Source organism: Vibrio hibernica (assembly GCF_015223435.1).
Lineage (GTDB): Bacteria > Pseudomonadota > Gammaproteobacteria > Enterobacterales > Vibrionaceae > Vibrio > Vibrio hibernica.
On sequence record NZ_VHKO01000011.1, the window covers coordinates 36180 to 49877 of the forward strand.

Below are 13698 nucleotides of genomic sequence, written 5' to 3' on the forward strand. Positions count from 1 at the left end.
CCATTACGATAGCTTAGTACTTAATTGAGTTGATAAACCATTCTTTGTTACCTTCAGGCGTTGGTACGGTAAATTCATCATCGACTTCTTTTTTCAATGCTGCTCGAGCCATTGGTGAGTCGATTGAAATATAATCTTTTGCGCCCCCATAAATTTCCTCAGGGCCGACTATCCTAAAGGTTTTGATCTCACCGTCTTCATTCTCTATTTCAACCCATGCGCCAAAAAAAACCTTTCCTTCTTGTTGAGGGGAATAATCAACAATCGTGACTTCAGGTAAGAACTTGCGTAAAAAGCGAACACGACGATCTATTTGACGAAGCAGCCGTTTATTGAAAGTGTAGTCTGCATTCTCTGAGCGGTCACCGAGGCTTGCAGCCCATGTCACTATCTTGGTAATTTCAGGGCGTTTTTCATTCCATAAGTGATCATGTTCAGCTTTCAGTTTGTTATAACCTTCTCTGGTGATTAGTTTTGTTTTCACGTCAACAATCCAATTTATTTATAGCTACTGTAAAGGCTTTTGGTTGCGTCAAGCATCGCAACAGGAAAGACTTTTGTGAGACAAAACTATACTGCCATTTTCACCAGGCTCCAATTGATAGAGGCATAAAAATTCTGGAGAGACGATCTTAGACAATGTTTGAATAAAAGCATGAAGGAAACTTTTTTAATATTAGTCTATTTTCAATGTATCAAACGATGATAAAAAGAAGATGTTCCGTTACATTTGCTTTATATTAAAATTCAGATTCTATTTTATTCTTTACCCATGTTTTGCCATGATGGAAAACTCATTCGGTAAGCCTTTAAAAAATGCGAGACAGATAAAATGCAAGAGAACTATAAAATATTAGTGGTCGATGACGATGCTCGCCTGCGCTCATTACTGGAGCGTTATTTAACAGAACAAGGTTTTCAAGTTCGTGGTGTGGCTAACGCAGAGCAAATGGATCGTTTGTTAACCCGTGAAAATTTCCATTTAATGGTGCTTGACCTTATGTTGCCGGGTGAAGACGGATTGTCGATTTGCCGTCGTCTACGCCACGATAATAATCAGCTACCCATCGTAATGTTAACCGCAAAAGGTGATGAAATTGATCGCATTGTAGGCCTTGAAGTTGGCGCCGATGATTATCTTCCTAAGCCATTCAACCCTCGGGAATTACTGGCGCGTTTACGTGCAGTTTTACGTCGTCAATCAATTGAAGCGCCTGGTGCGCCAAGTTCAGATGAAGAAATTGTTGAGTTTGGTGAGTTCACGCTCAATCTTGGTACACGAGAAATGTTCCGTGGTGAAGCTCCAATGCCGCTCACTTCAGGTGAATTTGCTGTATTAAAAATCCTGGTGAACCACGCGCGAACGCCAATGTCGCGCGATAAACTAATGAACATGGCGCGTGGTCGTGAGTACTCGGCAATGGAGCGTTCAATCGATGTTCAAATTTCACGCTTACGCCGTATGTTAGAAGAAGACCCAAGTCATCCTCGTTACATTCAAACTGTCTGGGGATTAGGGTATGTGTTTGTGCCTGACGGTAAAAAGGCATAAGTACAAACTCACTCCATCTTTGCTAGCCCTAGATATTAGAGGCTGGTAAATATGTGTTAATAAAAATATACATTCATAAATATGACTTAAAATTTGGCGCTAAGGATGGCCCCAGAATTCAAGCTCCCTTCTTCACCGAATTGGTCATTCAATACCTTACCAACCTTGGATATTTGTCATGCTTCGTCTTCGTAGCTCTCGCAGTCAAACCGTTTTCTTTTTAGTGGTCTTACTGATTGCTAGCCAAGTGTTATCTTACTTAATCATGTTTAACTACGCCTTATTACCTAGCTTAAAACAATTCAATCGTATCTTATCTCATGAAGTGAAACTCATGCTGGATGAAGATAAAATGCAACAAGATAACAACGATAATGATCGCCCTTTTCGTCGGGAGTTATTATCCGAGTTAGGGGTGTCTATTTATGCGAATAATTCCCCTGAAGCGGTCGAATTTAACCATGCCGCCCCTATCGACTTTTTAAGCGAGGATATGACGCAACAAGTAAACTCGCCAACCGAAGCAAGGCTGGTTCTTGGTGGTAAAAACTATGTTCTGTGGCTTAAAATTGATGACCTGCCTAATAAACTCGTTCGTATTCCCTTAACTGAATTACAAGAAAAAGATTTCGCCCCTCTTTTTCGTAATAGTTTACTGATCGCTTTACTATTAATTGCTGGAATGTGGTTCTTTATTAGATTACAAAATAGACCATTGGTGGCATTAGAAAAAGCCGCCATCACCGTTGGTCACGGCGATATCCCGCCTCTACTGCCAGAGCGTGGATCATCTGAAATATTAGCGGTAACCAAAGCTTTTAATCAGATGTCCAAAGGCATCAAAGCACTAGAAGAAGATCGAGCATTATTAATGTCTGGTATTAGCCATGACCTGAGAACACCGCTTACTCGTATTCGCTTAGCGACTGAAATGATGTCGCCACAAGACGACTATCTAGCTGAAAGCATGATAAAAGACACCGAAGAATGTAACGATATCATTAGTCAATTCATGGCTTATTTAAAACCCGCGCAAATTGATAGCCATAATGATGTGGACATTAACCAAATAGTGACCGAAGTCGTCAATGCCGAGCGTGACAAGCATGGGGTTAATTTTGAATTGGTAACAGGCAGTTCACTGCGTCATGCTTTGGGTGAGGCAATTGCACTTAAGCGCGTGGTGTCTAATTTAATCGTCAACGCCATCCGCTACGGTAATGGTTGGATAAAAGTCTCCACCGGGATCACCGCCGACAATAAATTAGTGTGGGTTTGCGTTGAAGATAATGGCCCAGGGATTGATAAACAACAAGTTGAATTCTTATTCGAACCGTTTACACGAGGCGATGCCGCGCGAGGCAGCAGTGAAGGCGCGGGACTTGGACTGGCGATTATCAAACGAATTGTCAGCCAGCATCAAGGGGCTATTTTAGTAACGAATAGAACCGAAGGTGGGTTAAAAGTTCAGATTAATATTCCGGTGTATAAAAAGAAACGATAAGGGTTAATGGTACTTAAAAGTAAGCCAAGATACGCTGACGGTAAATCAATCTGCCACTCTTCTCTTAGTTAGGGCAGATTGAGATACAAAACCATATTCATCTCTCAGTTTAAGTAAGTGTAGATGCGCCTACAGAACTTAACGATTTAAAAACGCAACCGCTTTATCCGGAAAATCGGTAAACACACCATCCACTTTGGCTTTGTTGTAAAAGATATCCAACATGTCGTTGAAATCTTTGGCATAACTTGGAATGCGGCCTTCATCAGCACGGAAGGTATAAGGATGAATTTTTAATCCCGCCTTTTTGGCCTGTGCAACAAGCGGCATGACTATGATATTAGATGGCGTAGATTTATCATCAATCACCATTGATTTCCATGGGCCAATACCATCTGCATATTGCGCGATTGCTTGCATGCCATCCGCTTTAAACATCCAATCATAATTATAAGGGGTTGATTTGTTGTCTTGATACACCATGGTTTCATTCCAATCGGTATAAGCCATCAACTGCACTAGTTTAAGATCCATCTTCATCTCCGGCATCAATTCTTTATCAATGCGTTTCAGTTCAATGGGATCAAAAGACTGTAAATAAACCTTATCGTTTTTACTGGTGTATCCATAGTGCTTCAGCATGGTCAGTACCGCTTTGCTGATGTCTTTACCCTCATGACGATGAAAAGCAGGGGCTTTGATTTCAGGATACAGACCCACGTTATAGCCTAAGGTTTTATTCAAACCTTGTATCATTTCAATTTCTTCGGCAAAGGTAGGAACCGAGAAGTTGGATTGCCAAATGGGGAAACGATCTTGAAATACGGCTTTCGGTTTACCTGAATTATCCAGTACAAATCCTTCAGTTACTTTTAACTGTTTAATTTCCGCCAAGGTGAAATCAATGGCGTAATAACGATCATCTTTTCGAGCCCGATTTGGAAAAACTTCAGCTACATTAGTCACACGATCCAAATAATGATCATGTAAAACCACTAACTGATCATCTTTGGTCATGACCACATCTTGCTCGATGTAATCTGGTTTCATCCCATAGGCTAATGCTTTTGCAGGCAAGGTGTGTTCTGGTAAATACCCCGATGCACCACGGTGCGCAATCACAATTTTATCTGAATCACTTGCCCAACTCACATTCACTACACTGACACTTGAAATCATGGCTAAGCCCAATAGACAAGCACTTTTTTTAATTTTTGTTTTTTTTAACAAGAATTGAACCGAAAACATATAAATTCCTTAAAACTGATTCGTAAAAACGAGTTCGTAAAAACAGGTTATTTAAAGATAAACACTATGCATATTCAAAGTGATAGCTTAAATAATGCGCGGTGAATTTTTTATGACACATGGCTAGACTTATAAAAAAGGAAGCTCATCAAAAATAAGCTTCCTTTTATGACCACGATTTAATTAGCTCAATTTAGCTTTAGAACTATTTTCACCACGGTATTTACTTTCACCGAAATGCGCCACGATAAAGCAAATAATCGAAAGCACACAGGCTACTGTTAGTACCATGAAACCGCCATCCCAACCGAAATTATCAACGGTGTAACCTAATACTGCATTCGCTGCAACGGCTCCACCCAAGTAACCAAATAATCCGGTTAAACCTGCCGCTGTACCAGCGGCTTTCTTCGGTACCAACTCTAGTGCGTACAAACCAATCAGCATCACAGGACCATAGATTAAGAAACCAATGGTAATCAGGGCCAGCATATCGATGGTGGGTTGTCCCGGTGGGTTAAACCAGTACACAAGCACAGCAATGGTGACAAGTACCATAAATAAAATACCAGCAGGAGCACGTTTTCCTTTAAATAGTTTATCGGAAATCCAACCACACAATAATGTCCCTGGAATACCAGCCCACTCATAAAGGAAATAAGCCCATGAGGATTTATCTACGGTGAAATGTTTTACCTCACCAAGATAAACCGGTGCCCAATCAAGTACGCCATAACGGATCAAATACACAAAGGCATTAGCCACCGCAATAATCCATAACACTGGATTGTTAAACACAAACTTGAAGAAAATCTCTTTGGCAGACAACTCTTTTTCATGATCTTTACTGTAATCTTCAGGGTAATCTTCTTTGTACTCTTCAATCGGTGGTAAACCACATGATTGAGGCGTATCTCGCACCGTCATCCAAATATAGAAAGCGACTAATAACGCTGCAAATGCCGGTACATAGAAAGCCGAACGCCAGTCATCATTAAATGCCCATAAGCCAAGTAAGAACAATGGACCAATTAAACCGCCGCCCACGTTATGCGCGACGTTCCAAACGGAAACAATCTCACCACGTTCTTTTTTCGACCACCAATGGACCATGGTTCTGCCGCAACCTGGCCAACCCATACCTTGAAACCAGCCGTTCAAGAAAAGCAGGATGAACATAGCGGTCACACTGCCTGTTGCCCATGGCATAAAACCAAAACACAACATAATTAATGCCGACATAACCAGCCCGACAGTTAAGAAATATCTGGGATTAGAACGGTCTGAGACACTGCCCATTAAAAATTTAGATAAGCCATAAGCGATAGATACTGCAGAAAGCGCGACACCTAATTGCCCACGAGTAAAGCCCTCTTCAATCAGGTATGGCATCGCCAAACTGAAGTTTTTACGTACTAAATAATAACCCGCATAGCCAAAAAATATGCCTAAAAAAAGTTGCCAGCGTAAACGGGTGTAAGTAGTACTTATTTTATCATCAGCCAAACGCTCTATATGCGCTTTAGGCTTAAAAAGATGGATCATAATGACCTCGATTATTAGTATTGTTCGATAACATATTTTATTTTGATTTAAATGGTGCAGTTAAGATCGCCAATATACCTGCGTATAAAGCCAGTAAAACACCATTCTATCGAGTAAAGATATGAGGTTTAAATGAATAATCATAAACCTTTAACTCATGATTATTAAGGAAAAATAGAGCGTAGAAACAATACTACTATCTTCTATGCTCGTCGTTTATATTTCTGCTTTAAAGATTTTTTGAACGGTTATACCTCTCTATTCAACCGCCCAGCCTTTCGCACACTCAACTGCGCGCTTCCAGCCACTATGACGGCGTTCACGTTTGCCATCATCGGCGCACGGTTGGAAAGAACGATCCAATACTGATTTGTGTTTTAACTCATCAATACTGCCCCAGAACCCAACGGCTAGGCCGGCTAAGTAAGCCGCACCTAAAGCGGTGACTTCAGTCACAACTGGACGTTGCACTTCGGTATTTAAAACATCTGACTGGAATTGCATTAAGAAATTATTGGCTACCGCGCCGCCATCCACTTTTAAGAAATCAAGTTTGATACCTGAATCTGCCTGCATGGCTGAAATCACATCCAATGATTGATAGGCGATACTTTCGAGTGTGGCGCGGATGATGTGGTTACGGTTTACACCACGTGTTAATCCAACAATAGCGCCGCGTGCATACGGGTCCCAGTGCGGCGCACCTAAACCGGTAAATGCTGGCACAACATAGGCGCCATTTGAGGTGTCTACCTTAGTTGCAAAATATTCGGTATCCGCCGCATCACTGATCAGTTGCAGTTCATCACGCAGCCATTGCACCGATGCACCGCCAATAAAGACGGCACCTTCCAATGCATAGCTTACTTCACCTTTCGGGCCGCAAGCCAAAGTGGTTAATAAGCCATTTTTTGAAGTGACTTTTTTGTCGCCAGTGTTCATCAATAAGAAACAACCGGTGCCATAAGTATTTTTCGCTTGCCCTGCTTCAACACACATTTGACCAAATAATGCCGCTTGTTGATCACCCGCAATACCTGCAATAGGAATACGAGTACCGCCTTTACCACCGATGTTGGTTTGCGCGTAGACTTCTGATGACGACTTCACTTCTGGCATCATGGATTTGGGAATGCCCATCGCATCAAGTAACTTTTCATCCCATTCAAGAGTATTGATGTTAAATAACATGGTGCGGCTGGCGTTAGTTGGATCGGTGACATGAGTACGCCCTTGGGTCATATTCCAAATCAACCATGAATCTACCGTCCCAAACGCAAGCTCGCCTTTTTCTGCTTGTTCACGAGCGCCTTCCACGTTGTCTAAAATCCATTTAACTTTAGTGCCCGAGAAATAAGGGTCGACAACTAAACCTGTATTTTCACGGATATACTCCTCAAGACCTGCTTTTTTCAATTCTTCACAAATACTGGCGGTACGACGACATTGCCACACAATCGCGTTATAAACAGGTTTGCCGGTATTACGGTTCCACACAATAGTCGTTTCACGTTGATTGGTGATCCCAATGCCAGCGATTTCATCAGAATGTAGGCCGCCTTTCGCCAGCGCTTCCACTAACGTTGAGCTTTGAGACGCCCAGATTTCGAGTGGATCATGTTCCACCCAACCCGCTTGAGGATAGATTTGTGTAAATTCACGTTGTGCACTACAAACAATGTTGGCATCACGATCCAGTACGACAGCGCGAGAGCTCGTTGTACCTTGGTCTAAAGCGACGATATATTTCTTTTCCATGCTGATTCCTTATCTCTTCATTTTCATTTAATCGTGATATTTATGAGTTGGTTGACACTTGAGGTGCATTTTCTGCTGGTTCGTTCGGCTGCTCATTTTTAGCCGCTAAGTAAGGAGCGATCACTTTCGGGTATAACCACCCACCAAAAGAGCCGCCCATAATTGGCGCTAGAATTGGAACGATGAAGTAAGGAATATCCTTGCCTCCAGTTAATGCCATGTCACCCCATCCTGCTAAGTAAGCAAAGAATTTAGGTCCAAAATCACGCGCAGGATTCATCGCAAAGCCCGTCAATGGCCCCAATGAACCACCAATAACTGCAATTAATAAACCAATTAATAAGGGTGTCATGGCTTTATTAGGCGCGCCGTTACGATCATCCCCTAACGCTAAGATAGCGAACATCAATACTGCGGTGATCACAAACTCTACCGCAAATGCGCCACCAAAGCTGAGGAGTGAATTAGGGTAAGTAGAGAAAATCCCAGCCAACGCTAAACTGTCTTGAGAGCCACGCACCATGTCATGCGTGAATTCATAATTGGTAAATAGGTTACTGTACAGCCCATATACTAATGCTGCAGAGCAAAATGCGCCCAGCACTTGCGACACGATATAAGGCAACACTTTACCTTTATCAAAGCCGTGGAATAACGCTAATGCAATCGTTACTGCTGGGTTTATGTGCGCGCCAGAGACTCCGCCAGTACAGTAAATGGCAATAGCAACGCCGAGTCCCCAAATGATACTAATTTCCCATTGACCAAAGCTCGCGCCAGTCAATACCAAAGCGGCAACACACCCAACACCGAAAAAGATTAGCAAACCTGTGCCAATAAATTCCGAAATACATTCTCCAAGCAATTGATTTAGTTTATTCGTTTGTAGAGATGCCATAGTTAAAGTCCATTTTGTTGTTATTGGAAGAATCCGAACGCAAAACTACAAGATGTTTATAATATGTAAACAAACAAACACCATAAATGTGCGTACGCTCACACTTTTAACCATTCGAGCAAAAACAAATATAATCACATTTGTATCGTTAATAACAAATAACGAACGAAATCAAGGGGTCAAGATCGAAAACTATAGAAAGCAATCAATAAAAACTTATAAATCATAGTGATAGATTAAATAATGGTATTTATCCTTAAAATTTAACTGGACAGTTATTTTATTTTAGGTAAATTAAACCAAAATGCTCGAACGAACATTTACTTTATAAATTCGACCAGAGGTTAAAGATGAACAAGCAAGAAAATGTAAATGAAGTGTTAGATCTCATCATCGTTGGTGGTGGAATCAATGGTGCAGGCATTGCAGCGGACGCCTCTGGAAGAAATTTAAACGTAGGCTTATATGAGTCAGGTGACTTTGCTTCCGCTACTTCTTCTGCCAGTTCAAAATTAATTCATGGCGGTCTACGCTACCTTGAACATTATGAATTTCGTTTAGTTGCAGAATCGCTTGCTGAACGAGAAGTGTTACTGAAAAAAGCCCCTCATATTGCAAAACCAATGCGTTTTCGTTTACCTCATCGACCATTTCTGCGCCCAGCATGGATGATCCGTGCCGGTCTTTTCCTTTATGATCATTTAGGTAAACCTTCTTTCTTTTCTAATCCTTTCACCTCTAAGAATGAAGGTTTATTAAAAGGCAGTCATGGCGTCGATTTTCGTCAAACTAAGGTGTTAAAAGAAGATATTGTCAAAGGCTTTGAATATTCAGATTGCTGGGTCGATGACGCACGCTTAGTGCTACTAAATATCTTACAAGCACAGCAACAAGGGGCAGAAATCAAAAACTATTGCCATGTAGAAAAGGCTGAACGTGTTGGCGATATTTGGAAAGTGACGTTATTGGATAAGCGTAGTAATACTCGCTTTGAGCGGCATTCTCATGCATTAGTGAATGCTGCTGGCCCTTGGGTGCGCAGTTTTATAACGGATAATATCGAAGCCGAATCGCCTTATGGGATCCGCTTGATCAAAGGTTCACACATCATTGTCCCTAAAGTTCACAACGAAGAACAAGCTTATATTCTTCAAAATGATGATCATCGTATTGTGTTCGTAACGCCCTATTTAGATGACTATTCTTTGATCGGTACCACCGATGTTGAATACAAAGGCGATCCTCGCAATGTGGCGATTGAACAATCAGAAATTGATTATCTCATTGATGTGGTTAACAAACATTTCATTCATCAAATTAAAGCCGATGATGTGGTATCAAGCTATAGCGGTGTTCGTCCATTATGTGATGATGAATCGGATTCACCACAAGCGATCACACGAGATTACACTCTGTCACTCGAACAAGAAGGTGAACAAGCGCCACTTCTGTCTATTTTTGGGGGCAAATTAACCACCTATCGGAAATTAGCCGAATCAGCGATGAAACAATTATCTCCTTTCTTTCCAGAGATGGGAAAAAGCTGGACTGCCGATTCCATTTTACCTGGTGGAGAGGGATACGATGAAAACCTACAAAGTATGCAACTTCGCCAACAATATCCTTGGCTCAACAATAAAACCATCCGACGCTACTGTCGCCAATATGGAACTCAAACAAAGACGATGTTAAAAGAGGTGACTCAAGAATCTCAGATGGGGCAACATTTTGGTGAAGGCGTGTATCAATGTGAAATTGATTACTTAATAAGCCATGAATTTGCTTGCAGCGCACAAGATGTTTTATGGCGTAGAACGAAACTTGGCATTATGTTATCACCTGAAGTCCAAGCGCAAGTGAGCTTGTATATTGAGAACAAAGTGGCAAATAGCACAGTAACGCCTGACACTATGTTCGATTGCGCTAAAAAGATGGGATAACTATAACGGTTTGAGCATTATTTGATGGTATTGAATGATGCTAAATTGCCTTTCATTACGCTTATCACGTACACTGCTTTCGCAATCAGAGCATGTCGAAAAAAGGAAAACTGTGTGAAAGCGAGTGAAAGGCACCAACAAATTATTGAGTTAGTAAAATCTCAAGGCTATGTCAGTACCGATGATTTAGTCTCTATGTTTGAAGTTAGCCCTCAAACTATTCGTCGAGATCTTAATGAGCTGGCCGATGCCAATAAAATTCGTCGAAATCATGGTGGTGCAATCCTCACCAATAGCGCAGAAAACTCCCCTTATAATGATCGAAAGGTTATGAATCAAAATGAAAAAAACCGCATTGCAGAAGCTCTGGTAAAACACATTCCCGATGGTTCTACTTTATTTATCGACATTGGAACCACACCTGAAGCGGTTGCAAGGGCGTTATTAAAAGATCATCACCAATTACGTATCGTTACGAACAATATCAATGCCGCCATCATTTTGATGAGTAAGCCTGATTTCAAAGTGATTTTAGCCGGTGGCGAAGTGCGCAATAAAGATGGTGGCGTAACCGGTGAAGCGACCTTAGATTTTATTTCCCAATTTCGCCTAGATTTTGGTGTATTGGGTATAAGTGGTGTCGATTTTGATGGTTCGTTATTGGATTTCGATTACCACGAAGTTCGAGTAAAACGCGCAATTATCGAAAATAGCCGCGCCATATTTTTACCAATCGATCACTCTAAATTTGGCCGTAATGCGATGGTCAACTTAGGCACCATTAAAGATATTGACCTAATTGTCACCAATCAAGCCCCACCAAAAGAAATTAATGATTTAATCAAAGAGCTAGGCATTACATTGCAAATTCAAGCTTAGTATTCGCTCATTTTATTGTATGAGAAAGGTTTCAATTTTTTCCCAAAATAACTCATGCTCAGTCATAAACGGTGCATGGGATGAAGAATGAAAAGTATAACACTCACTACTGGGTGCTAACTCTGACACCATAGCAGCAATTTTATTTGGCACTAAACCATCTAAACGGCCGTATAAACGCAGCATAGGAATGGTGATATCCGATAATGCAGGCCGAAGGTCGGTGTCAGATAAAATTTTCAATCCGATTTTTAGAGCTTCAGGATCCGGCATCGGGCGAGAGAAGACTTGTTTTTTTATTGCCTTCACATCATGGCGAGCAGAAGGGCTTCCGAGTGCTTGCAGCATCATAAAACCTTCAATCGTCAGCTTAAAATTGCTGGTTAATTGGCGGGTAAAATCGGTTAGCACTTTAGGTAAAATACCGCGCCAACCTTTTTCCGCTGCAAATTTAGGTGAACTCGCTACGGTAATCAGTTTATGAACACGTTCAGGGTGATGCAAAGCAATATTAGTGGCGACTAACCCACCTAATGACCAACCTAAATACACGGCTTTTTCCGGCGCTTGAGCTAAGACTTGCTGGCAAATATCGTCTAAATCCTGAGCGGTTTGATCATGGCTTAACCCATAACCGGGCAGATCGATACTATGCACTCTAAACTTAACCGATAATGCATCAACGGTAGGTTGCCAAACGGCGCCGTTCATTCCCCATCCGTGAATCAATACGATATCCAGACCTTCACCTTGACTCTGCCAGTGCAATCCACTCATCCTCACTCCTACTACTAAATTCATACATTAATCAAACATGATTCTGGCACGATTATACCCCTTAATGTTCAGATCAAAAACGACTCTCGATGATTACTCTTTTTAGTGCATGGTTTTGCGTAATTACGCGTTGGCTACCCCATTTATTTCCGAGACAATGCGCACTATGCCGCTTAACGATACCGGTAGATAAAACCACTCATGCTCTTTCTCATTTATGGTGCTCCACTTGCATCAAAGCCTTCATTAACACAGAACCCCGCTGTCAACATTGTGGCTTAACAACACTGTATACGGTGCCACAATGCGGACGATGCCTTTCCGATCCTCCATCATGGGATCGCCTTTATTGCATTAATAGTTACCAGTATCCAATCAGTAAAGTTGCACAAGATTTTAAATATCATGGTCAATATTGGCTGGCGTATGATCTGGCCGCTTTACTTAAAAGCCAAATCCCCAATCCAGCTCCCGAGTGTATTCCTGTCCCGATGCATTGGAAGCGGTTACTATTTCGTGGTTTTAATCAAAGTCATTCACTGGCTTTTCAGTTAGTGAAGCAGTATCAATATCAGAACAAAAGCGTTGCGTTAAATAATCATGTCTTTCGTCGTACCCACGCCACCGTTCAACAGAAGGGGTTAGATAAAAAGCAACGTCAACGAAATTTACGTGGTGTATTTTTTTTAATGCAGGCTCCCAAAAATAAACACGTTGCTCTAGTTGATGATGTCGTGACAACTGGCAGTACGCTTGAGCCACTTTGTCGCGCATTACGCAAAGCTGGGGTTGAAAGAATTGATGTGTATTGTTTATGCCGAACGCCTGAACCCAAATAATTAAAACGCCTCAAATCATCGAACCCAATTACTTGAAATCAAATTTCTAACAAATAGTAAGAAAAGAGGCTGGATCATCACAACAAGAAGAGTAAAATGACCACAAAATCCCACTAAAATAGTCAGGTATTAGCCGTGTCAGATACAAACACTATTACAATTACAGATACTGCCCAATCTCATTTTGGTAAATTACTTGAGCAGCAGCCGAATGAAACTCATATTCGTGTGTTCGTAGTCAACCCTGGAACACCTAATGCAGAATGTGGCGTTTCTTATTGTCCACCAGAAGCCGTTGAGTCTTCTGATTTAGTACTTAACTTTAGTAATTTTAATGCTTATGTTGACGAAATTAGTCTACCTTTCTTAGAAGATGCAGAGATTGACTTTGTAACCGATAAGATGGGCTCTCAGTTAACCCTAAAAGCGCCTAATGCGAAAATGCGTAAACTCGATGACAATGCACCGCTAATGGCTCGTGTTGAATACGCAATTCAAACTCAAGTGAATCCTCAACTGGCAAGCCACGGTGGCCATGTTAGCCTGATCAGCATTTCAGATTCTGGTGTTGCTTTAGTGCAGTTTGGCGGCGGTTGTAACGGTTGTTCAATGGTTGATGTGACCCTAAAAGAAGGCATTGAGAAGCAACTTATTGAGCAATTCTCAGGTGAATTAACTGCGGTTCGAGATTCAACAGACCATGAATCGGGTGAGCACTCTTATATGTAACGACGTGTTCTTGTTTTAAGACAAAGCAT

12 protein-coding genes are annotated in these 13698 nt (G+C 41.5%); 6 read left to right on the forward strand and 6 right to left on the reverse strand.

Annotation, left to right across the window (positions count from 1 at the left end):
• Window positions 1-13: 13 nt before the first annotated feature.
• The gene (gene greB, locus FH976_RS06675; protein ID WP_194090117.1) at window positions 14-484 is read right to left on the reverse strand and encodes a transcription elongation factor GreB; all 471 of its coding nucleotides are present in this window, start codon (window positions 482-484) and stop codon (window positions 14-16) included.
• Between the two features lie 348 nt (window positions 485-832).
• On the opposite strand from greB, the gene ompR reads away from it, so the two are divergent.
• Window positions 833-1552, forward strand: coding sequence for an osmolarity response regulator transcription factor OmpR (ompR, locus tag FH976_RS06680; RefSeq protein ID WP_194090118.1), 720 nt, complete (start codon window positions 833-835; stop codon window positions 1550-1552).
• Between the two features lie 178 nt (window positions 1553-1730).
• Window positions 1731-3056 (forward strand): two-component system sensor histidine kinase EnvZ, encoded by a 1326-nt coding sequence (gene envZ / locus FH976_RS06685; RefSeq protein WP_194090119.1) that lies wholly within the window; start codon window positions 1731-1733, stop codon window positions 3054-3056.
• A 138-nt stretch (window positions 3057-3194) separates the two neighbouring features.
• Here the strand turns inward: envZ and glpQ are convergent, their stop codons facing one another.
• The 4 genes from glpQ to FH976_RS06705 form a co-directional block, all read right to left on the reverse strand.
• Window positions 3195-4304, reverse strand: coding sequence for a glycerophosphodiester phosphodiesterase (glpQ, locus tag FH976_RS06690; protein WP_194090120.1), 1110 nt, complete (start codon window positions 4302-4304; stop codon window positions 3195-3197).
• 183 nt (window positions 4305-4487) lie between these two features.
• Window positions 4488-5849: a glycerol-3-phosphate transporter gene (glpT, locus tag FH976_RS06695; protein ID WP_194090121.1), complete on the reverse strand. Its 1362-nt coding sequence runs from the start codon at window positions 5847-5849 to the stop codon at window positions 4488-4490.
• Between the two features lie 258 nt (window positions 5850-6107).
• Entirely contained in the window at window positions 6108-7613 is a 1506-nt protein-coding gene (gene glpK, locus FH976_RS06700; RefSeq protein WP_194090154.1) for a glycerol kinase GlpK, read from the reverse strand.
• A 34-nt stretch (window positions 7614-7647) separates the two neighbouring features.
• Window positions 7648-8505: an MIP/aquaporin family protein gene (locus tag FH976_RS06705; protein WP_194090122.1), complete on the reverse strand. Its 858-nt coding sequence runs from the start codon at window positions 8503-8505 to the stop codon at window positions 7648-7650.
• 350 nt (window positions 8506-8855) lie between these two features.
• Between FH976_RS06705 and glpD the strand changes: the two genes are divergently transcribed.
• Together glpD and FH976_RS06715 are read left to right on the forward strand one after the other, a co-directional pair.
• Entirely contained in the window at window positions 8856-10445 is a 1590-nt protein-coding gene (gene glpD / locus FH976_RS06710) for a glycerol-3-phosphate dehydrogenase (RefSeq protein ID WP_194090123.1), read from the forward strand.
• Window positions 10446-10559: 114 nt separating this feature from the next.
• Window positions 10560-11324 carry a DeoR/GlpR family transcriptional regulator gene (locus FH976_RS06715; RefSeq protein ID WP_194090124.1) on the forward strand — a complete coding sequence of 255 codons (765 nt, stop codon included), beginning with the start codon at window positions 10560-10562 and terminating at the stop codon, window positions 11322-11324.
• 12 nt (window positions 11325-11336) lie between these two features.
• Here FH976_RS06715 and bioH read toward each other — a convergent pair whose 3' ends face one another.
• Window positions 11337-12101 carry a pimeloyl-ACP methyl ester esterase BioH gene (bioH, locus tag FH976_RS06720; RefSeq protein WP_194090125.1) on the reverse strand — a complete coding sequence of 255 codons (765 nt, stop codon included), beginning with the start codon at window positions 12099-12101 and terminating at the stop codon, window positions 11337-11339.
• 89 nt (window positions 12102-12190) lie between these two features.
• Here bioH and FH976_RS06725 point away from each other — a divergent pair, with 89 nt between their 5' ends.
• Window positions 12191-12940: a ComF family protein gene (locus FH976_RS06725; RefSeq protein ID WP_194090126.1), complete on the forward strand. Its 750-nt coding sequence runs from the start codon at window positions 12191-12193 to the stop codon at window positions 12938-12940.
• A 135-nt stretch (window positions 12941-13075) separates the two neighbouring features.
• Window positions 13076-13669, forward strand: a complete 594-nt coding sequence (nfuA, locus tag FH976_RS06730) for a Fe-S biogenesis protein NfuA (protein ID WP_194090127.1) — start codon at window positions 13076-13078, stop codon at window positions 13667-13669.
• Window positions 13670-13698 lie beyond the last annotated feature (29 nt).

Excerpts from the sequence above, each read along its gene's own strand:
- ompR (WP_194090118.1), top strand. The coding sequence starts at position 833 with ATGCAAGAGAACTATAAAATATTAGTGGTCGATGACGATGCTCGCCTG.
- envZ (WP_194090119.1), top strand. The coding sequence starts at position 1,731 with ATGCTTCGTCTTCGTAGCTCTCGCAGTCAAACCGTTTTCTTTTTAGTG.
- glpQ (WP_194090120.1), bottom strand. The coding sequence starts at position 4,304 with ATGTTTTCGGTTCAATTCTTGTTAAAAAAAACAAAAATTAAAAAAAGT.
- glpT (WP_194090121.1), bottom strand. The coding sequence starts at position 5,849 with ATGATCCATCTTTTTAAGCCTAAAGCGCATATAGAGCGTTTGGCTGAT.
- FH976_RS06705 (WP_194090122.1), bottom strand. The coding sequence starts at position 8,505 with ATGGCATCTCTACAAACGAATAAACTAAATCAATTGCTTGGAGAATGT.
- glpD (WP_194090123.1), top strand. The coding sequence starts at position 8,856 with ATGAACAAGCAAGAAAATGTAAATGAAGTGTTAGATCTCATCATCGTT.
- bioH (WP_194090125.1), bottom strand. The coding sequence starts at position 12,101 with ATGAGTGGATTGCACTGGCAGAGTCAAGGTGAAGGTCTGGATATCGTA.
- FH976_RS06725 (WP_194090126.1), top strand. The coding sequence starts at position 12,191 with ATGATTACTCTTTTTAGTGCATGGTTTTGCGTAATTACGCGTTGGCTA.